This window comes from Komagataeibacter nataicola (genome assembly GCF_003207795.1).
Taxonomy (GTDB): domain Bacteria; phylum Pseudomonadota; class Alphaproteobacteria; order Acetobacterales; family Acetobacteraceae; genus Komagataeibacter; species Komagataeibacter nataicola.
On the sequence record NZ_NIRT01000018.1, the window covers coordinates 21,608 to 41,923 of the forward strand.

Genomic DNA, 20,316 nt, shown 5'->3' on the forward strand with positions numbered 1-20,316 from the left:
TTGCACTCCTTTATGATGAGGGACGGCCACGGCCCTCCGGCATGGGAACGGACGCAGCCTTGCCCGCAGGCTCGAATCCGGCCTCGGCCACCATGGGGTGGCCATCGAGCGGGAACGGACCATCATCCGTGCGCCCGTCCGACCAGATATTGCGCACGGCCAGCCGCATGTCGGCATGCAGCAGGCCTACAGCGAAACGCATGACAGGGGTCCAGTGTTCCCCTTCCTGCTGTTCAAGCCGGTCAAGCAGGGGGCGCATGTCATCATCAGGCAGGGTGTGGCCCCGGCGGGTCGCGGCCAGCCGGTCGCACCGCGCAGCCATCTGGCCCAGCACATCGACCAGCATATCCCGCTCATGGGCGAGGATATCGCCCGTATGGGCGGTTTCACCCTCGGTGCCCGCGCGCGCGATGAAAATGGCATCCGAGCGGATCCGGCGCAAGAGCCCCGGCAGGCGCAGCACCAGCGGGTCGTGCTTCGCCAGCGAGGCGGGGTGCTCCACCTCCGCCTCCTGCACGCCGTCATTCATGTCCTGCAGCAGGGAGCGGCACATCGTATCGACGGTGGCCAGCGCATCATGGTCGGGGTGGTTCTGCAATGCGCCTGAAAGCAGGTCCGACAGGCGGCGCAGCAGGCTTGCGGCATTACCCAGCACCTCGCGCCGCGCCTCGCCACGCAGCACGAAGAACGACACCGCGAACGACACCACAACCCCGGTCATGATCGAGGCGATACGCTGCAGGGGCCGCGAAAACGGCTCGCCCGTGGCGGGGAACAGCAGCACCACCATGAGCGTGACAATGGCCACCCGCATCTTGGGCCGCAGCGCCACCAGCACGGCAAGCGGCATGAGCATGACCCAGAACACCATGCCCACCGAGAGCGAGGTATACTGCTCGAGCGCAATGGCGGACATGCCCGCAGCCGCCCCGATAAGCGTGCCCACAATCTGCTCGCGCCCGGTCGAGAGCGTCTGTGTCAGGCGGCTCTGGGTAATCACGATGACCGAGGTGATGAGCGCCCAGACCGGCTCATCAAGATGGATGGCAGTCGCGACAATGCCGGACAGGATGAGCGAGACATTCATCCGCACGACCTGCCGCCACGTACCCCGCCCCATGATGGAATAAAGCAGGTTCTTCAGGCGTTCAGGCATGCGGCTCAGTGCCCGCTCCCCTCAGGCAGGGGGAAGGGCACCCAGCGCAGGCCATCGGCGTTCTGCACCAGGAACAGCACGGTCTTGCGGTGCTGGGCGCGGGCGGCGTCGATCTGGCGGCGCAGGTCGGCGGGCGTGTTGACGGCGGCCTGCTGCACCTCGGTCACCACATCACCGGGGCGCAGGCCACGCTCGGCGGCGGCGCTGTCATCGGTCACACCAGTGACCAGCACGCCCTTCTGCCCTTCGGCCATGTTGTATTTCTGGCGCGCGATATCGTCGATCTCGCCCACGGTAAAGCCCATGCCCGCAATGGCCAGGCTGCCCTGGGCGGGGTTCTTGCTGGCGGGCTTGCTGTCAGCCTTGTCGGTCTTTTCCTCGGGCAGGGCGCCGATGGTGATGGCCACGTTCATCTGCTGGCCCTTACGCCAGATGCCCAGATGCGCGACACTGCCGCCCGCAAGCCCGGCCACGAGGCGCGGCAGGGCGCGGCCATCAATGTCCTTGCCGTTCAGGCTCTGGATCACGTCACCGGTCTGCAGATGCGCCACCGCCGCAGGCCCCTTGGGCTCAACGCCCGCGATCAGTGCGCCGTGGGGGCTTTTCAGGCCCAGGCCATCGGCAATTTCCTGCGTCACGTCCTGAATGCGCACGCCAATCCATCCGCGCGTGACCCGACCATGATGGCGCAACTGCTCGATGATGCCCTGCGCCTCCGCCGAGGGAATGGAGAAGCCGATGCCGATCGACCCGCCCGAAGGCGAGAAAATGGCGGTATTGATGCCGATCACCTCGCCCTTGAGGTTGAACAGCGGACCACCGGAATTGCCCTTGTTGATGGGCGCATCGGTCTGGATGAAATCATCATACGGCCCCTGCTCGATATTGCGCCCGCGCGAGGAGACGATGCCCGCCGTAACCGTGCCCGACAGGCCAAACGGGTTGCCGATGGCCAGCACCCAGTCACCCACGCGGGCGTGGTCGCTATCACCAAACGGCACGGCGGGCAGGGGTTTGGGGCTGTCGACTTTCAGCACGGCAAGGTCGGTGCGGTCATCATGGCCGAGCAGGCGGGCCTTGAGCACGGTGTTATCCTGCAACGTGATGGTGATCTGGTCGGCATGGCGCACGACGTGGTTGTTGGTCACGATCACGCCCGAGGGGTCGATGATGAAGCCCGAGCCCAGCGCCTGCATCTTGCGTGGCGGCGCGTTGGGGCTGTCCTGGCGGTTCATGAAGTCGTGGAAGAATTTCTCGAACGGCGACCCTTCGGGGAAGTTGGGCACCTGCGGCGTGCTGTCGCCATCATCGCCATCGTCATCATCCTCGCCGGGACGGACCATCTCGGTAGTCGAGACATTCACCACGGCAGGCAGCAGCCTTGCCGCGAGGTCGGCAAAGCTGTCGGGCATGTTGCGCCCCTCGCCGGGCAGGCGCAGGGGGGCAGCCGGCATGGCAGGCGCGGGCACGGGTGTTGACGCCGGGGCGGGATCGGCCGCGCGGGCGGCATACCCCCCAAGGGCCGTGACCAGCCCCATGGCAAGGCAGGATCGGGAAAAGACTGCGGCGCGAAAGGACATGGGGCTCATACATCCTGCTGAACGGGATCGGACGGGCACCTATATCACGCCCTTCACGGGGGCGGAAACCACGGCTTCAGCCCCGGCATAACGGGGCACGGGCGGGCACCGTGTCCGGCATTGCGGCGCGCGCCTGACGCGCCGCCACACGCTGGCGTTCCTTCACCCGCGCCACCGCCAGCAGCACATAGAATCCCGCCACGTTCACCACCACCTGCATCATCCACCCGGTGCCGAAACTTGTCAGCACCAGCCGCCCGTACAGGTCAACCAGCGTGCCTGCGGTGAAGATTTCGAGCGAATGACGGCCAAATAGCGCCATGAGCTGGCCCATCCGCGTATTGGCCCACAGCGTGGCGCGCGGCGAGGACTGCACGAGATAGAACAGGGCGAGCACATCAACCAGCCGCCAGGGCGAGAGGATCATCTTGTCAGGCAGCGCCATGACCACGGGCCGCAGGTCGGCAAAGCCCCAGTCGAGCCAGGGAAAGGACTGCACGGCGGAGAACACCAGATACAGCCCGCACAGGGCCGCAAGCAGGCGCGAGCGCGGCAGGCTGCCATCATGCTGGCCCGCAACCCGGGCGGCGCATACGCCCAGCACGAACAGGAACTGCCAGGCCAGCGGGTCGAAATACCAGCCATCTGGGTCGAGCCAGTTGGGAAAGTTCAGGCGCGGGTCATAATTCACCCCCAGCCACACCGCTGCACTCAACCCCAGTACCACCGGCGTGCCCACCCCGCGCAGCAGGGCGTAAAGCGGGGCGAAGCCCAGCAGCAGCACGATATAGAGCGGCAGGATGTTCAGGTTGCCCGGCAGCGCCACGAGCGAGAGCACCCGCCAGACCGAATCAAGCCCATGCGCCAGTTCCGGCTCCAGAAAATCAACCGGCACCGGCCAGAAATGCCGCCAGATGCGGATGGTCGCGATACACACCACCACCATCACGATCTGGAACACGTATAGCTGCCAGCACCGCCGCCCGATGCGGGCCAGAACCTCGGCCACCGGCTTTTTGGCAAAGGCGCGGCCATAGGCCAGCCATGAGGCATAGCCCGCCAGCAGCACGAACACCTCCGCCGCATCGGCAAAGCCGATATTGCGCATGGTAAAGCGGTTGAGCCAGTTCTGGGGAATATGGTCGATGCACATCATGAGCAGCGCCACCCCCCGCAGGGCGTCGATACGATGGTCGCGCCGGTGCGGGGCCTGCGCCCGCTCGCTGGAAATGCCCATGATGCTCCCTGCCTGCCTCAACACGATGCGCCCGGGCCATGCCCCGGTGCCGCCCGATGAGCGTAAAGCAGCAAATCGGATCGCAAACCATTCTCATCATGGCAGGGATGCCCCGCAACACTGTCATGGCGCGCCGGTGGCCCGCGCGCACCGTTTCATGACTCGACCACCCTGCCCTGCCCCTTCTATACCCGCACGGGCGAGAGAGCAGGGAGCGCAACCATGACCAGTCCCGACCGGGCAACCATAGAAACCGTGCTGCGACAGGTACGCACGGTTGATAATACCGCAAGCATCACGGATCTGGGCAGTCTTGATGCCTTCATGATGCGTGACGGCGTGCTCCATGTCGCCCTTGCGACCGACCGGGCGCGGGCCGGGCGCCTGCAACCCCTGCTGCCCGCACTCGAACGTGCCCTTGTCGCTGCGGTTCCCGGCAGCACGGGAGCCAGTGTCATCCTGACCGCGCACCGCCCGGCCCCCGCACCAGCGGCACCCGCACCGGCTGCAGGCGGCGGTCACCGCCCGCTCAATCTTGGCGGTGGCAAGGCGGGCAAGGCCCCCACCGGCCCGCTGCCCGCAGGTGTGGGCGTGGTCATTGCCGTAGCCTCGGGCAAGGGGGGCGTGGGCAAGTCCACCACGGCGGTCAACCTTGCCGTGGGCCTGGGGCTGGAAGGACTGAAAGTGGGGCTGATGGATGCCGACGTGCATGGCCCCTCCCTGCCGCGCATGATGGGCGTGAACGCTCAGCCCGAAGTGCGCGATGGCCGCCTGATCCCGCCGCATAAATGGGGCATTTCCGCCATGTCGATCGGCATGCTGGTGGAAGAAGAAAAGGCCATGATCTGGCGCGGGCCGATGGTGATGGGCGCGATCGGCCAGCTGCTGGGCGATGTGGAATGGGGCGCGCTTGACGTGCTGGTGGTGGACATGCCGCCCGGCACGGGGGATGCGCAGCTGACCCTGGCGCAGAAGACCGCGCTGGCCGGAGCCATCATCGTCTCGACCCCGCAGGATATCGCCCTGCTCGATGCACGGCGCGGTGTGACCATGTTCGAGAAAATGAACGTGCCTGTGCTGGGCGTTGTGGAGAACATGTCCTATTTCTGCTGCCCCAACTGCAACCACCGCACCGAGCTGTTCGGCCATGGTGGGGCGCGGGCGGAAGCCGAAAAGATGGGCGTGCCGTTTCTGGGCGAGATCCCGCTGCTGGCCGATATCCGCGCCAGCGCCGATGAGGGTGCGCCCATCGTGGTCGCCGCACCCGACAGCGCGGCGGGCCAGGCCTATCGCGCGCTGGCCCACACGGTGGGCACGGCGCTGCGCCGGCTGCTGGAAAAAAAGAAATCAGGCTCCTGAAGCCGCCGGGGCCGCCTTTTTCAAAGGCGGTATTCCCTGAAGCTTTTAGAGGCTGTTTGGAAAGTCAGGCTTAATAATATCCTGAAATTATAAAATTTTTGGTGAAGCTTTTTCCAAAAATCTTCAGAAGACGTCGCTTTTTTGAAAAAAGGCGACCCCCAAAAACTTCTCTTATTTTTTAAGGTCAGATGTTTTCTGGTTCTTTTCTTACAAAAAAGAACCGCCTGACCACACCAGACTACAGCTTGCGGTCGCGCTTGATCCGGTCCCATGCCGCATTGATCTGGGCAATGCGGGCCTCGCCCTGCGCACGCATGGCCTCGCTCGCGCCACGCGCGGACAGCACATCGGGGTGGTGCTCGCGCACGAGGCGGCGCCAGACCACGCGCACTTCATCATTGCTTGCATCGCGTGAAATGCCCAGCACCTCATAGGCGTCAATCTCGTTTACGCCGGGGCGGGCGCCGCCATCACGCGCGCGGTCCCATGCGCCAGGGCTGAGGTTGAAGGCCCTGTGCACGCCGCGCAGGAAGGCTTCCTCCTGCATGTTCAGCTCACCATCGGCACGGGCAATGACGAACAGGGCGGCGAGCGCCTCCTCGAGCATGCTGGTCTTGTTGGCAAACGCGCGGCCGAGTTCGGTGGCGAAGGCCTTGTAGTCATCGGTGCGCTGGCGGGCGTTGTCGAACAGGCGGCCCACTTCCTTCATGTTTTCGGGCGGCAACTGGAAGCGGCGCTTGAAGGCATCGATCTCGGCCCGGTTCACCGGCCCGTCGCACTTGGCCACCTTGGCGGACAGGATGATGATGACCAGCCCGTACATCTGGTCGCGCTTGCCCATGGCCGCCGCCATCTTGGCCGCCATGAAGGTGGCCGCCCCGTTGGGGTCGGCATTGAGCCGCGGGCCCCAGCGATCGGTCCAGCCGCCTGCCGGGGTTTCCAGCAATGAGCCGTTATCCGCCGCGTGCCCGAGCGCCGTGCCCACGACCGCGCCCATGGGGCCGCCAACCGCGAACCCCGCAACGCCACCAAAAATTTTGCCCCAGATCGCCATGCCCCGACGCTAGCACGATTGCCCGGTCAACCCAACTGATCTTGCCTGTCGGTACCAGCCATTTCCGGCAGGGCTGGCATCCATTCACGCAATGCCTCCACCCGCAGGGCGGAAGCCAGGGGCCGGTCTGGCGGGCGGGCGGCATCGACCTGCCCCACAAGGGCTGCCAGCGCCAGCCCGCGCGCCTGGGCAATGAGGTGCAGCGCGTGCCAGAACTCCGGCTCCAGCGCCACGCTGGTGCGGTGGCCTGACAGGTTGAGGCTGCGCTTGTGCAGCATCCGCGCACCCCGCTGGGCAGGCAGCGGCATGGCAGGCCGGTCGCTCATGCGGGCAGCCTCAGCGTAGCCCACCGCGCGGCCTCGGCCACCACGGGGTCGGGATCATGGCACAGGCCGCTCACCACCGGGCGCAGGGAAGCCTGCCCGCTATTGCCAATGGCCACCGCCACATTGCGCACGAAGCGGTTACGCCCGATGCGCTTGATGGGCGAGCCGGAAAAACGCGCCCGGAAGGCTGCATCATCCAGTACGGCCAGTTCACGCAATGCGGGGGCATGCAGATCATCGCGCGCGGCGAGCTTCATGTGGCGGGTCGCCTGCGCGAATCGGTTCCACGGGCAGACGGCAAGGCAGTCGTCACAGCCATAGATGCGGTTGCCCATGGCCGGGCGCAGGGCCTCGGGAATCGGGTCGCGGTTCTCGATGGTGAGGTAGGAAATGCACCGCCGCGCATCCATGACGCCCGGCGCGGGAAAGGCATCGGTCGGGCAGGCGTCAAGGCAGCGGGTGCAGGTGCCGCATCCTCCGCCCGAGGGGGCGGATTGTGGCAGGTCGAGCGTGGTATAGACCTCGCCCAGAAACAGCCAGCTCCCGTGCTGGCGCGACACCAGCGAGGTATGCTTGCCCTGCCAGCCCAGGCCCGCATTCTGCGCCAGGGGTTTTTCCATGACCGGAGCGGTATCGACAAACACCTTGACCTGCGCCTCAAGGCCCGCCCGCCTGCCCTCGTTCACCACGAACTGCGCCAGATGCTTGAGCATGCCCTTGACCACGTCGTGATAGTCGCGGTTGCGGGCATAGACGGAAATATTGCCAGCATCGGGCACCTGCGTGGTGGCCAGCGCATCGCCCTGCGGCGCGTAGTTCAGCCCCAGCGCAATCACGCTACGCACCTCGGGCCACAGGGTGGCAGGGTCGCCACGCTGGGCCATGCGCTCGGCCATCCAGCCCATGCTGCCCGCAAATCCACGTTCCACAAAGGTGGCAAGGCGCGCACGCGTCGCCTCATCGAGCCGGGCTGGCGCAAACCCCACGGCATCAAAGCCCAGCATGCGCGCATGGGCTGCAATGCGGGCCGCAAGGCGGGCCGGATCAGGCGGCGCGCCAGCCATCAGGCCACGGGCGGAATGTCGGGAAAGGGCATTTCATCCCCACTCCAGTCATCCATGGCCCATTGCGCGCGCAGGTGCGTGGCGTGGGCTTCGAAACCGCCATCGACAATGGCCGCCCGCATGCCGCGCATGAGCCGCTGGTAATAGGCGATGTTGTGCCATGTCAGCAGCATGGGCCCCAGCATCTCGTTGGCGCGGAACAGGTGGTGCAGATAGGCGCGGCTATGGCGCGAACAGGCCAGGCAGTCGCAATGCGGCGAGATGGGCCGCGAATCGCTGGCATGCCTGGCGTTGCGGATGTTGAGCGTGCCGCGCTCGGTATAGGCGCGCGCCGTGCGCCCCGCCCGCGTGGGCATGACGCAGTCGAACATGTCCACCCCGCGCTCCACGGCGCCGAGCAGGTCATCGGGCGTGCCAACCCCCATCAGGTAGCGCGGGCTGCCATCGGGAATGAGCGGCACGGTGGCCTCGAGGGTGGAGAACATCAGCTCCTGCCCCTCGCCCACCGCCAGGCCGCCAATGGCGTAACCCTCGAAGCCGATGCCGGTCAGCGCCTTCACGCTCTCGGCGCGCAGTTCGGGCTCGGTGCCCCCCTGGATGATGCCGTACTGCGCATAACCGGGCCGCTGCACGAAGGCCTCGCGGCAGCGCCCGGCCCAGCGCATGGACATGCGCATGGATTTTGCAATCACCTCGGGTGCGGCTGGCAGGGCGGGACATTCGTCAAAGCACATGCTGATGGTGGCATCGAGCGCGTACTGGATGTCGGTCGAGCGCTCGGGCGTGAGGCGATGCTTCGAGCCATCAATATGCGAACGGAAAGTTACGCCATCCTGGTCGAGCTTGCGCAGCGGGCCGAGCGACATGACCTGAAACCCGCCCGAATCGGTCAGGATCGGCCCTGGCCAGTCCATGAACCGGTGCAGCCCGCCAAGCGCGCGCACCCGCTCGGCGCCGGGGCGAAGCATGAGGTGATAGGTGTTGCCCAGCACGATGCCCGCCCCCGTGGAGCGCACGCTGTCCATCGTCATGGCCTTGACCGTGCCCACCGTGCCCACGGGCATGAAGGTGGGGGTGGCGACCGTGCCGTGCGCGGTATCGAGCCAGCCCGCGCGGGCGTGGCCGGAGCGGGCTTCGGGCCGCCAGCGGAAGGTGGTCATGGCAGGTCTCCTTCGGTGCGGTGCAGCAGGCAGGCATCGCCATAGGAATAGAAGCGGTAGCCACTGGCGATGGCATGGGCATAGGCCGCCTGCATGCGGTGATAGCCGCCAAAGGCGCAGACCAGCATGAACAGCGTCGAGCGCGGCAGGTGGAAATTGGTCAGCAGCATGTCCACCGCGCGGAAGCGGTAGCCGGGCCGGATGAAGATGGCCGTCTCGCCATGGAAGGGATGAACGATGCCGTTCTCGTCCGTCGCACTCTCGAGCAGGCGCAGCGACGTGGTGCCCACGGCGATGATGCGCCCGCCCGCAGCCCGCGCGGCGTTGATGCGCTGGGCCGCATGCGGCGAGATGGTGCCGCGCTCGGCATGCATGCGGTGGGCGGAAATCTGGTCGCTGCGCATGGGCAGGAAGGTGCCCGCGCCCACATGCAGGGTCAGGGTCTGGCGGATCACGCCGGCCCTGTCGAGTGCGGCGAGCAGGTCTGGCGTAAAGTGCAGCCCCGCCGTGGGGGCGGCCACAGCACCCCGGTGCTGGGCGAAGATGGTGCTGTAGTCCCTGCGGTCTTCCTCGGTCGGGCCATCGGGGCGGGCGATATAGGGGGGCAGGGCCAGCTTGCCCGCATCATGCAGGAACTGGTCGAAGGCCGCGCCCTCGGCGCTGAAGCGCAGGGTCACGTCACCCGCATCGCCCCGGCTGATGACCTGGGCGGTGACAGGGCTGCGGCCAAAGGTCAGCGTATCACCGGGGCGCAGGCGGCGGGCGTTGCGGGCCAGCACATGCCATGACCCATCGGGCAGGATACGGTCGAGTGTGATGCCGATCTTCGCCTCGCCCCGCATGGCGGCAAGCTGGGCCGGGATCACCGCCGTGTCATTGGCCACCAGGATGTCGCCCGCGCGCAGGCAGCCCGGCAGATCGCGCACGTGGCGGTCGATGAAGGGGCCTGCCTCGGGCACATCGAGCAGGCGCGCGCTGTCACGCGGGCGGGCCGGGTGGTCGGCAATGCTCGTGGGCGGGAGGGTGAAGTCGAAATCAGAAACCAGATCCGTCATGCGGCACCCTTTACGGAATCCGCACCCCGGTTGCCAGTACGAACTCTTGCCCGCCACACAAAGACGCTGCTGGAAAAGCCCGCCCATGGCATGCGCCGCAGGGCATAAGGAAGTTTCTGGCGAAGCTTTTGTCCTGTTTTCGATATTCTCCCTGCGCGCCGGATCGAGGGGGCCCACCCGCCTGCTGCATGGCGGTGTTGGACAGACGCAGCCGGGAAAGCCACAATGCGGCAGCGATTCCCGCACGGGAATTTTCCCATCCCGCACCCGGCGCTGCCGGATGCCGCGAATTTTATGGAGTACCCCCCATGTCCTACGCCGCCCTTGACGCCGTACGTATCGCCCGCGCCTGCAAGACCGCGCTGAATGTACTGGAGACGGTGGAAGAAAAAGACCGCAGCGAGGCCCACCAGCGCAAGACCATCATGATCCAGCGCATCGAGGCCCTGGCCCGCGCCGCCGCCGAGAGCAAGAACAACGACCAGGTCATTACCCTGACCTCGGAAGAATTCTGGCTGATCAGCCAGAACTGGTAATTCCAGGCGCCATTACCCTCCCCCTATTCGCGCCACCCGTGGCGCGAAAAGCAGGAAACAGACATGACGTTTACACTGACCAGCCGCTCCTTCAACGATGGCGACCGCCTGCCTGAAGCGCAGGTGTTTGAGGGCATGGGCTATTGCGGTGGCAACATCTCGCCGCCGCTGGCATGGCAGGACCCGCCCGCCGGGACCAAGAGCTTCGCCATCACGATGTACGACCCCGATGCGCCCACCGGCTCGGGCTGGTGGCACTGGGTTGTCATCAACATCCCGGCCAGCGTGACCTCGCTGCCCGCAGGCGCCGGCTCGGGCGACAACAACCTGCCCGAACACGCCGAGATGACCCGCACCGACTTTGGCGGCAATGTCTATGGTGGCGCCGCCCCCCCGCCGGGGCCGGAGCACCACTACATCTTCACCGTCCACGCGCTCGATATCGCGCAGATCGAACTGCCGAGCGATGCCTCGGGGGCGATGGTGGGGTTTGTGATCAACCAGCACAGCCTTGGCTCGGCAAAACTTACGGCCGTGTATGGCAAGAAGCCAAAATAACAGAAGCTTCTGGTGAAGCTTTTTTTCGGAAAAGCTTTAAAAAAATGCCGCCTTTTTAACAAAGGCGGCATCCGGAGACTTTTATCGGATATTACCCCTGATACGAGGCAATCTCGATCAGGTTGCCATCAGGGTCGTGGCAGTAGACCGAGGTGACCGGCCCGAGCGCGCCAAGACGGGCCACCGGCCCCTCGGTCACGCGCACGCCACATTTTTCCAGGTGTTCAATCACATCCACGCTGTTGAGCGCGGTGGTGAAGCACAGGTCATTGGTGCCGGGCAGCGCATCTTCCGCCGTAACCCAGCCCTCGGCCCCGTGAGGGCGGAGGTTGATTTTCTGGCCGCCGAATTTCAGCGCCGTGCGGTTGTTGCGCCCATATTCCTCGCGCTCCATGCCCAGCACGCGCTGGTACCACGAGGCCGAGACCTCAAGGTCCCGCACACTCACCACAAGGTGGTCAAGACGATCGACGGTAAAACGCATGGCGCTCCCTAACCTTCGGTTGCCCGGCCCGACACAGACAGGCCGGACGCCCCATCAGGGTAACGTTCAGCCGGTCAGGCCATCATAAAAATCATTACCCTTGTCGTCGATCACGATAAAGGCCGGAAAATTCTCGACCTCGATCTTCCACACCGCTTCCATTCCCAGTTCGGGGTATTCCAGCACCTCGACCTTGCGGATGCAGTCCTGCGCAAGACGGGCCGCAGGCCCGCCGACGGAGCCGAGGTAGAAGCCACCATATTCATGGCAGGCATTGCGCACCGCCCTGGAGCGGTTGCCCTTGGCCAGCATGACATAGGAGCCGCCCGCCTTCTGCAGCATGGCCACATAGCTGTCCATGCGGCCCGCCGTGGTGGGACCGAACGCGCCGGTGGGCATGCCCTCGGGCGTCTTGGCGGGGCCAGCGTAATAGACGGGGTGGTCCTTGAGGTATTGCGGCAGGCCTTCGCCCTTTTCCAGCCGCTCGCGGAACTTGGCGTGCGCGATGTCACGCGCCACCACCATCGTGCCGGTCAGCGACAGGCGCGTGCGCACGGGATACTGCGAGAGCTTGCGGCGGATCTCGTCCATTGGCTGGTTGAGGTCGATCTGCACCGCCTCGCCCTCGAGGTCATCATCCGTGGTCTCGGGCAGGAAGCGGGCCGGATCGGTCTCGAGCTGTTCAAGGAACACGCCATCGCCCGTAATCCGCGCCTTGACCTGCCGGTCAGCCGAGCACGACACCCCGATCCCCACCGGCAGCGACGCGCCATGGCGCGGCAGGCGCACCACGCGCACGTCGTGGCAGAAATACTTGCCGCCAAACTGCGCGCCAATGCCGAGGCGCTGGGTCAGCTTGTGGATTTCCGCTTCCATCTCGAGGTCACGGAAGGCATGGCCATGCGCGCTGCCCTCGGTGGGCAGGCTGTCGAGCCAGCGGGTGGAGGCGAGCTTGACGGTCTCGAGGTTCTGCTCGGCGGACATGCCGCCGATCACCACCGCGAGATGATAGGGCGGGCAGGCCGAGGTACCGAGCGTGCGGATCTTGCCGTCCAGCCATTTCAGCAGGTTTTCCTTGTTCGAGAGCAGCGCCCGCGTCTCCTGGAACAGGAAAGTCTTGTTGGCCGAGCCACCGCCCTTGGCGATGAACATCAGGTCCATCTGCTCGGCGTGGTAGTCGCCCGGTGTGGCCGAAATATGGAACTGCACCGGCAGGTTGGTGCCGGTGTTCACTTCCTCGAACATGGAGACCGGGGCCATCTGCGAATAGCGCAGCGCCGTGCCGGTATAGGTATCATATACCCCGCGCGAGAAGGCTTCCTCCTCATTGCCATCCACCCACACGCGCTGGCCCTTCTTGCCGTACACGATGGCCGTGCCGGTATCCTGACACATGGGCAGCACGCCCCCAGCCGCGATGCACGCGTTCTTGAGCAGGTCCATCGCCACGAAGCGGTCGTTCTCCGACGCCTCGGGGTCTTTCAGGATCCTGGCAAGCTGCGCAAGATGGCCGGGACGCAGCAGGTGGGCCACATCATTGAAGGCGCGCGCGGCCAGTGCCGTCAGCGCCTCGGGGCGGATATGGACCACCGTGCGGCCCGCGAGGACCGAGGTGGTGATTCCCTCGATCTCAAGCTTCTTCCACGGTGTATCATCATCATGCAACGGAAAGAGCGGGCCATACACGAATGGCTTGCGCGCGGGTGCGGATACGTTCAACGGACACTCTCCTCTGCCTTATTCCCCCGGATTGGTTCCAGGTGGCGGCGTTGTGGTGATCAGGGCGCGTCCGGTGCATCCGGCGCACCCGGATGGTTGATGTGGCTCAGCCCGGCCCGCCCGGCCCACGCTTGCGGAAGGCGGCAAGACTTACGACCTGCGAGCCTTCGCCCCTGTCCTTCTCCGCCGCGGCTTCCTCCGGCACGGGTGCGGCCGCCTGCGCGGTGGCCGCGGGCTGTACCGGCACCACGTTCTCGCCCTCGGGCACGGCGGCCACTGGCGGCTGCTCGGGCACGCTGCAGCGCAGGGCAAGGCGGATATGCGGATCGGCGAAGGCGGAGATGGCGGCCACCGGAATCACCAGCGTGGAGGGAATGCCGCCAAACGACAGCCCGACCGAGACAATCTGGCGGGCACGGTCCACCTTGAGATCCCAGAACTGGTGCTGGAGCACGATCGTGATCTCGTGGGGGTACTGCGCGCGCAGGCGGTCGGGTATTTCAACGCCCGGCCAGTCGGTCCTGAATGTCAGGTAGAAATGATGATCGCCGGGCAGGCCGTGGGCTGCGGCGTAATCAAGCGCGCGCAGCATGACATGGCGGTATGAATCCTCGATCCAGGAATCATAGGGCATGAGGCTGTCGGGGATGGCGGCGTCAAAACCGTTTTCCTCGTCGTGATCATCGGACATTTCGGACTTCTCCGTACATCCGCCCGGGTGATGCTGACCCGGAACGGATTTTTGCAGACATGCGGGTTCGGACCACGCCGTGCCACAGCATCAAGCTGTGCGTCAAACTTCAGGGCATGGCAAGCCACGGGCGCGCGGCATCCCTTCACGAAGCGGATACCGCACCATCAACCTAACATGAGCACAGGAAAAAGTGGGAGGGCTTCTGTTGCCCGGTGCCCTCCCGAACCGCGCTTATCGCTTATGCAGCGACAGCGAGCACCTCTGAGTTATCGTTGGCACTTGTAATTTAGCCCGATAACGGTGGTACAATGCCGGGCAAAAGGCGGGTCTTTACCATGCGTGTCGAGCCTGTTTCGTCCCCATATTCCCCATCAGGGGGGAAACTGGTGGAGACGCCGGGTACCGCCCCCGGGTCCACAACACTTATTCCACGCGCCGTTTATCGCCATAGCCAAGGGGCAAGCCCCTCCTGCACTTTTCAACATAAGTACTCACCATGCATCTGGCAAGGGGTGGATGCAGGCTGCAACCGGCAAAATGGCTGGTTCCCGCCGTGACCCTGCGCCATGATACCGCCGCGATGGCGGCATAGGAAAACGCTCCAGGACAGACCTGCACAGGCCAGCGAGGATATGGTATGCCCCGCGTCCCTGTGGTGATGTATATGAACGAGGCGGTAGGACACATGTTTTCCAGCGAGCAGAAATCGGCAATCGAGGCAGCCCGCGCCGGATGGGCCCAGACCCGCCGCCTTGTCGTGCCCGCGGTGGAAGACGTGCTGTACTCTCCCATTCCCGTGCTCGAGACCGGCTTCGTGCGCGCGGTGGATTACATGGGCGGCGATAGCGGCATCGTGCAGGGTGCGCGCGTCTCCTACGGCAAGGGCACGCGCAGCACATCCGATGACCGCGGCCTGATCCGCTACCTCATGCGCCACCGCCACACCAGCCCGTTCGAGCTGGCCGTGCTCAAGCTGCATGTGCGCGCACCGATATTCGTTACGCGCCAGTGGTTCCGCCACCGCACCGCCAGCATCAATGAATACTCGGCGCGCTATTCCGTGCTGGAGAAGGAATTCTACTTCCCCCGCCCCGAGGATATCGCCGCCCAGTCCACCTCCAACAAGCAGGGCCGCGCCGATGCCCTTCCGCCCGAGCAGGCGCAGCAGGTGCTCGACATCCTGCGCGATGACGCCTCGCGGTGCTACGACCACTATCTCGACCTGCTCAACGAGGATGAAAACGGCGAGCAGCGCGACCCCTCGCGCCCCGCCATCGCCCGTGAACTTGCGCGCATGAACCTGCCGGTCAACATCATGACCCAGTTCTACTGGCAGATTAACCTGTGGAACCTGCTGCACTTCCTGCGGCTGCGCGCCGACAGCCACGCCCAGTACGAAATCCGCGCCTATGCCGACGCCATCCTGCAGATCGTGGAAAAATGGGCGCCGCTGACCTACGAGGCGTTTACCGATTACATGCGCGATGCCGTGCTCCTGTCCGGCCCGGCGCTGCGCGTGCTGCGCGCGGCCATGGGCGGGCAGGATATCGACCCCGCAGCCCACGGGCTGAGCAAGCGCGAGGCGCGTGAGCTTGCCGGGATGTTCCCCGAAATCGCGCCCCGGCTGGTCCGCCAGGGCTGAAGGACATGTTCAACAAAGTGTGATCTTCTGCCACCGCTCCGCTGCGGTGGCGTTGAGATGATGTGGATTTTACGTCACACCCAACGCGGCAATTCTGCCAGCATCCCCCTTCGCCAGGGCTGTCCGGGCCGGGTTCGGCCCCATGTGCATCCTGCAGGGCAGCCACAATCTTCCTTCATCAGCGGGCTAGCGGATTGCACAACAGCCATCCCATGCTAGAGAGTGACGCGAGAAAGGGGCGGCATCGCCCGGTTCAGGATTCTTGCAAACACATTGGGCCACCCCGCCATGCCAGCATGACGGTGACGCAAAGACAGAGGGAAGCGGAAACGAGTATGCGCGCAGAGACAGGATCGAATTCTTGGTCGTCCCGCCCGTTCCCGTCCCCGCGTCGTCCGGCGCTGCGCGTCGTGGGGGTGATGCTGGGCCTGCTGGGGCTTGCCTCATGCGCGGCCCCGCCGCCCACCGACCCGGACGCACTGGCTGAATACAAGGAAGCCAACGACCGCTACGAAAAGCTGAACCGCAAGGCCTTCGGCCTGACCATGTGGGCCAACAAATACACCCTGCGCCCGGTGGCCAAGGCCTATATCTGGGCCGTGCCGCGCCCGCTGCGCAACGCGTTTGGCGGCCTGTACCAGACCATGAACGAGCCTGTGGTGTTCTTTAACGACGTGGGCGCGGGCCGCCCCCGCCGCGCGGGTGATGCCTTCGTGCGCTGGTGCATCAACATGACCGTGGGCATTGGCGGGCTGATCGATGTGGCGAACTACGCAGGCTACAAGCACCATGACAACGATGCCGGCCTGACGCTGGCCACATGGGGCGTGCCTTCGGGTCCATACCTGTTCCTGCCGGTGCTGGGTCCGTCCTCCTTCCGTGACGGCGTGGGCTACGGCATCGATGTGGGCCTCTCGCCATGGAACTACGTGCCACGTGGCTACGGGCTGCTGACCTTCAACTGGGCCTATAACATCATGGGTACCATCAACGGCATGGCCACCAATGTCGATGCGCTTGACCAGGTGATGAAGGATTCGCTCGATCCCTACGCCACCATCCGCAGCGCCTACCAGCAGCAGCGCAAGGCCATGGCGGAAGCCATCAAGAACGACCACCGGGCCACCGTGCCTGACTGGTACCACACGAAATAACCAAAAAGGGACACAGCGATGCAGAGATTCATCCCCCGTCGCCACGCACTGGCCCTGCTGGCAACACTCGCCACCATGCCTGTTGCTTCAGCATGGGCGGTTGATGCCGGCGCGCAGGCCCGTTCCTTCGTCACCATGTTTGGCAGCAAACTCGTTGGCGTGGTCAACAGCGACATCTCGCTGGAAAAGAAAAAGCAGGACATCCTGCCCCTGCTCGAACAGTATGTGGATGTTGACGCCATCGGCCGCTACTGCCTTGGCCGCTACTGGCGCACCGCCACCCCGGACCAGCAGACCCGCTACATCAAGCTGTTCCATCAGGTGCTGGTCAACGCCATTACCGACAAGATTGGCGACTACCGCGGCGTGACCTTCGTGGTGGGCTCAAGCGCACCTTCGGGTGATGACACGGCCGTGTCCACCGTCATCAACCGCCCTGGCCAGCCGGGTGCCGATACGCAGTGGATCATCAGCACCGCCAGCGGCAGCCCCAAGGTGGTGGACGTGGTGGGTGAAGGCGCAAGCCTGCGCCTGACGCAGCGGCAGGATTACGGCTCCTTCATCGCGCGCAATGGCGGCAACGTGGATGCCCTGCTGCGTGCGCTCGACAAGCAGATCGCCAACCATCACTGATTGCACCCTGTAACGGGCGTGTCATGAAAAAGCCGGTTTCGTGCAGGCTTTTTTAATGATGATGACCACCTGCTCCCCCTGCTGGCAAATGCCCTGTCCCCATCATTTTCCAACCGGATAGGCAACAGGCCACAGGGGGGCCACTACAGGGCACGATACATGAAGCCTGCTGCCCATGTTGCAGGGGATTTCGGGGCCAGTATTTTTTGCGATGACGCGGAAAGTGTACCCAGATTCCCTCTCCATAAATTAGCCTTATGCATAGTATTGTATCTGTAGCTTCATGAGATCAGGGAATTTTTCACCATTGCCGGAACACCGTGCCATTCTGTCCTGCCAGCATAACGGGGCGACGGGCGATGCCTGAACCATTTATTCAAAACAACATGGCGCAACCCAATACATGACGACTATACCCATATAAAAAGAAATTATTTTTATATCACTATCAAAACAAAGAGAACGCCAAGATGAAAAAAATTCTGAAAGCGAATAAACTTCTCTTTTTTTCGTTTATTATAGCGGCCTTCTCGCTTGCGATCTTTGATCTTGAAACAATTCCTTTTGGTGGTCTCACCTATAGTACCTGCAAATGGGACTGTATGTGGTACAGGGACATCATCCTGCATGGCTACCAGACCGATACCTATCTGTCGCTTCGCCATATAGGCATGGCTGCATGGCCATTTTTCCCGCTTTTTCCCAGCCTTGCCGCTGGCCTGAAATATCTGACGGGCCTGACTGCCGAAGGCGCGGCGCTGCTGCTCAACCAGACACTATTCTTTTTCATGGTGGCGTTCGCAGCACTATATTACAAGAAATTTGTTGATAGCCAAAAATATATTTTATTTATATTACTGCTCTGTCTGTCACCATTCTCCCTATGGTGCAAAGTTCAATATTCTGAATGTATTTATGCGCTCATAACGATCTGCATCGTTTATTTTGCAAAAGAGAAAAAATACATACCGCTCTTCCTGTGTTCTTTCCTTGCCACCCTCACCCGCCCCACGGGCATCATGCTGGTGGGCACATGCGGGGGCTATCTCATGGTTGAGGCGATCAGGGCACGAAATCTGAATGATTTTTTAAACGGGGGCTTTTCCATCATGGCGGGCAGCCTGGGGCTGTCTGCCTATATGCTCTATCTCTATTATCTGAGCGGTGATGCGCTGGCCTTCTCGCACCTGGAGCGCAGTTGGGGGCGTGAGTTCAAGTTTCCCGGTCTGTGGCTCATGGACGCCATTACGCATGGGCACCGGATCAACGGGCTGATCTCGGCTTTTATCGATATGTTCTTCCTATATTACGGCTTTAAAAAGCGGATGTACCTGGAAACATCGATCCTGACAGTCACGTTCCTGTGCGCCATCAGTTCCGGCCTCGAATCACTACACCGATACATCATGGGCAACCCTTTATTTGTTATGATTTTCACCCGGATATTTGACCATAAAAGTAAAAAATTCACCAATTATGCTGTTCTGGGTCTTTTTGTTCTGAACATAATCGTTTCAGCAATGTGGTTTAACGATTCACATTACATACATTAGGCGGGAGCGGCATCACCATGTCAAACAAATTGATTATTCCCATTGCAATACTCATTGCTTTATTTGATTTTTTTGTTCTTTATAAAGCCATGCACCCGACCGTCAGTAAAAATTACATGGATTACTTTATAAATAAAAATACAGAAGATACAGATTACCATTACAGGGAGCTGTACGATTACTATGAATTCAGGCAGGCCCATCCGGATATGGAGCCCTGGCGGTTCAGGGATATCTGTCAGGGCAAGCAGAAGAAATGTGTCCTGCCACAATCATCCGGGTCGCCATCATAAATATATGACCTGAAACCGTCTGTTCCCCCACGAAGAACGGAGGACGCCAGACGGCTTCAGAAAGCCATCAGGATCCCTTGAGAATGGCGACATGGGCCACGCCATCATGCGTGATCCAGCCCCGGTACATGCCATCCGTGTTGAAAGGCATAGCGATATTACCCCTGTCATCCACCAAAATCGCGCCGCCATCACCGCCAAGGGCAGGAATTTCGTGGTTGATGACATCATCAGCCGCCTGGGCCAGTGGCTGGTGCATCATCGTCACCCGCATGCAGATTTCATGGGCCGCCACCGTGCGGATGTAATATTCGCCCCAGCCCGTGCCCGACATGGCGCAGCCTGCATTGGCGTATGTGCCCGCACCGATGATGGGCGAATCGCCAACGCGGCCCCACATCTTGTCCGTCAGGCCGCCCGTTGAGGTCGCTGCCGCCAGATGCCCGTTGCGATCAAGCGCCACGGCGCCCACCGTGCCATGATGGGTATCGGCTTCCTGCGCCTGCTTCTGCCGGTCTTTTTCCAGCGCCGCCTGTAACTGCGCCCAGCGCCGGTCAGTGCGAAAATAGGCAGCATCAACCAGGGCCACGCCCTGCGTTCTGGCAAAGGCTTCCGCCCCATCGCCAATCAGAAACACATGGGGCGAATGCGCCATGACAGCAGCCGCCAGCGCTATGGGGTTGCGCACATGCGTAACACCCGCAATGGCCCCGGCCTGCAATGTCGCGCCATCCATGATCGCGGCATCCATCTCGTTATGGCCATCATGCGTGAAAACCGCACCCTTGCCTGCGTTGAATTCCGGATTGTCCTCAAGCACCTGCACGGCGGCTTCAACGGCCTCGACCGCGGGCCTGCCGGTTTTCAGCCTGGCATAACCGGTGCGCAATGCGCGTTTAAGGGCTGCCGTAACCGCTTTTTCACGCGCGGGCGTCATATCCTTGCGGATCACGCCTGCCCCACCATGAATGACCAGCACCGGATCAGCCGCATGGGCCGATACCGCCACGGAACACAGCAGGCAGGCCAGCGCTGCAGAAAGTATTTTCACCCGTCAAT

20 protein-coding genes and 1 other RNA gene are annotated in these 20,316 nt (G+C 63.2%); 8 read left to right on the forward strand and 13 right to left on the reverse strand.

Annotation, left to right across the window (positions count from 1 at the left end):
* Positions 1–10 precede the first annotated feature (10 nt).
* The 3 genes from CDI09_RS10770 to CDI09_RS10780 all read right to left on the reverse strand — a co-directional run bounded on the left by CDI09_RS10770 (position 11) and on the right by CDI09_RS10780 (position 3,973).
* Positions 11–1,156 carry an FUSC family protein gene (locus CDI09_RS10770; protein WP_078525298.1) on the reverse strand — a complete coding sequence of 382 codons (1,146 nt, stop codon included), beginning with the start codon at positions 1,154–1,156 and terminating at the stop codon, positions 11–13.
* Between the two features lie 5 nt (positions 1,157–1,161).
* Positions 1,162–2,736 carry a DegQ family serine endoprotease gene (locus CDI09_RS10775; protein ID WP_078525299.1) on the reverse strand — a complete coding sequence of 525 codons (1,575 nt, stop codon included), beginning with the start codon at positions 2,734–2,736 and terminating at the stop codon, positions 1,162–1,164.
* A 76-nt stretch (positions 2,737–2,812) separates the two neighbouring features.
* Positions 2,813–3,973 carry an OpgC family protein gene (locus tag CDI09_RS10780; protein ID WP_078525301.1) on the reverse strand — a complete coding sequence of 387 codons (1,161 nt, stop codon included), beginning with the start codon at positions 3,971–3,973 and terminating at the stop codon, positions 2,813–2,815.
* A 222-nt stretch (positions 3,974–4,195) separates the two neighbouring features.
* On the opposite strand from CDI09_RS10780, the gene CDI09_RS10785 reads away from it, so the two are divergent.
* Positions 4,196–5,332 (forward strand): Mrp/NBP35 family ATP-binding protein, encoded by a 1,137-nt coding sequence (locus tag CDI09_RS10785; protein WP_078525303.1) that lies wholly within the window; start codon positions 4,196–4,198, stop codon positions 5,330–5,332.
* A gap of 238 nt (positions 5,333–5,570) precedes the next feature.
* Here the strand turns inward: CDI09_RS10785 and CDI09_RS10790 are convergent, their stop codons facing one another.
* Genes CDI09_RS10790 through queA form a run of 5 tightly spaced genes read right to left on the reverse strand, consistent with a single transcriptional unit; the run spans position 5,571 to position 9,991 of the window.
* The gene (locus tag CDI09_RS10790) at positions 5,571–6,386 is read right to left on the reverse strand and encodes a TerB family tellurite resistance protein (protein WP_078525305.1); all 816 of its coding nucleotides are present in this window, start codon (positions 6,384–6,386) and stop codon (positions 5,571–5,573) included.
* Positions 6,387–6,412: 26 nt separating this feature from the next.
* Positions 6,413–6,712, reverse strand: coding sequence for a ribbon-helix-helix domain-containing protein (locus CDI09_RS10795; protein WP_078525306.1), 300 nt, complete (start codon positions 6,710–6,712; stop codon positions 6,413–6,415).
* Positions 6,709–7,776, reverse strand: a complete 1,068-nt coding sequence (gene queG / locus CDI09_RS10800; protein ID WP_078525308.1) for a tRNA epoxyqueuosine(34) reductase QueG — start codon at positions 7,774–7,776, stop codon at positions 6,709–6,711. The genes CDI09_RS10795 and queG overlap by 4 nt, the downstream gene beginning before the upstream one ends.
* Entirely contained in the window at positions 7,776–8,936 is a 1,161-nt protein-coding gene (gene tgt, locus CDI09_RS10805) for a tRNA guanosine(34) transglycosylase Tgt (RefSeq protein ID WP_078525310.1), read from the reverse strand. Before tgt ends, queG begins: the two co-directional genes overlap by 1 nt.
* Entirely contained in the window at positions 8,933–9,991 is a 1,059-nt protein-coding gene (gene queA, locus CDI09_RS10810; protein WP_078525311.1) for a tRNA preQ1(34) S-adenosylmethionine ribosyltransferase-isomerase QueA, read from the reverse strand. The genes tgt and queA overlap by 4 nt, the downstream gene beginning before the upstream one ends.
* A 308-nt stretch (positions 9,992–10,299) precedes the next feature.
* On the opposite strand from queA, the gene CDI09_RS10815 reads away from it, so the two are divergent.
* Positions 10,300–10,527 (forward strand): hypothetical protein, encoded by a 228-nt coding sequence (locus CDI09_RS10815; RefSeq protein ID WP_078525313.1) that lies wholly within the window; start codon positions 10,300–10,302, stop codon positions 10,525–10,527.
* Between the two features lie 63 nt (positions 10,528–10,590).
* On the forward strand, positions 10,591–11,085 hold the full coding sequence (locus tag CDI09_RS10820) for a kinase inhibitor (protein ID WP_078525315.1): 495 nt from the start codon (positions 10,591–10,593) through the stop codon (positions 11,083–11,085).
* Between the two features lie 91 nt (positions 11,086–11,176).
* Here CDI09_RS10820 and CDI09_RS10825 read toward each other — a convergent pair whose 3' ends face one another.
* The 4 genes from CDI09_RS10825 to ssrA all read right to left on the reverse strand — a co-directional run bounded on the left by CDI09_RS10825 (position 11,177) and on the right by ssrA (position 14,495).
* On the reverse strand, positions 11,177–11,569 hold the full coding sequence (locus tag CDI09_RS10825) for a VOC family protein (RefSeq protein ID WP_061272305.1): 393 nt from the start codon (positions 11,567–11,569) through the stop codon (positions 11,177–11,179).
* A gap of 66 nt (positions 11,570–11,635) precedes the next feature.
* On the reverse strand, positions 11,636–13,288 hold the full coding sequence (locus CDI09_RS10830) for a fumarate hydratase (RefSeq protein WP_078525317.1): 1,653 nt from the start codon (positions 13,286–13,288) through the stop codon (positions 11,636–11,638).
* Between the two features lie 106 nt (positions 13,289–13,394).
* Positions 13,395–13,979 (reverse strand): SspB family protein, encoded by a 585-nt coding sequence (locus CDI09_RS10835; protein WP_078525319.1) that lies wholly within the window; start codon positions 13,977–13,979, stop codon positions 13,395–13,397.
* Positions 13,980–14,171: 192 nt separating this feature from the next.
* Positions 14,172–14,495, reverse strand: a transfer-messenger RNA (tmRNA) gene (gene ssrA, locus CDI09_RS10840).
* 172 nt (positions 14,496–14,667) lie between these two features.
* Here ssrA and thyX point away from each other — a divergent pair.
* From thyX to CDI09_RS10865, 5 genes are all read left to right on the forward strand, one after another.
* Positions 14,668–15,624 (forward strand): FAD-dependent thymidylate synthase, encoded by a 957-nt coding sequence (gene thyX / locus CDI09_RS10845; protein ID WP_110571326.1) that lies wholly within the window; start codon positions 14,668–14,670, stop codon positions 15,622–15,624.
* 419 nt (positions 15,625–16,043) lie between these two features.
* Positions 16,044–16,778 carry an MlaA family lipoprotein gene (locus tag CDI09_RS10850; protein ID WP_236944667.1) on the forward strand — a complete coding sequence of 245 codons (735 nt, stop codon included), beginning with the start codon at positions 16,044–16,046 and terminating at the stop codon, positions 16,776–16,778.
* An 18-nt stretch (positions 16,779–16,796) separates the two neighbouring features.
* Positions 16,797–17,411 carry an MlaC/ttg2D family ABC transporter substrate-binding protein gene (locus CDI09_RS10855; protein ID WP_078525321.1) on the forward strand — a complete coding sequence of 205 codons (615 nt, stop codon included), beginning with the start codon at positions 16,797–16,799 and terminating at the stop codon, positions 17,409–17,411.
* A 470-nt stretch (positions 17,412–17,881) separates the two neighbouring features.
* Positions 17,882–18,964, forward strand: a complete 1,083-nt coding sequence (locus tag CDI09_RS10860) for a hypothetical protein (RefSeq protein ID WP_078525322.1) — start codon at positions 17,882–17,884, stop codon at positions 18,962–18,964.
* A gap of 17 nt (positions 18,965–18,981) precedes the next feature.
* Complete coding sequence (locus CDI09_RS10865; protein ID WP_078525324.1) at positions 18,982–19,257, forward strand: hypothetical protein; 276 nt, start codon at positions 18,982–18,984, stop codon at positions 19,255–19,257.
* Between the two features lie 67 nt (positions 19,258–19,324).
* Here CDI09_RS10865 and CDI09_RS10870 read toward each other — a convergent pair whose 3' ends face one another.
* Positions 19,325–20,308, reverse strand: coding sequence for an isoaspartyl peptidase/L-asparaginase family protein (locus tag CDI09_RS10870; RefSeq protein ID WP_078525326.1), 984 nt, complete (start codon positions 20,306–20,308; stop codon positions 19,325–19,327).
* Between the last annotated feature and the right edge of the window lie 8 nt (positions 20,309–20,316).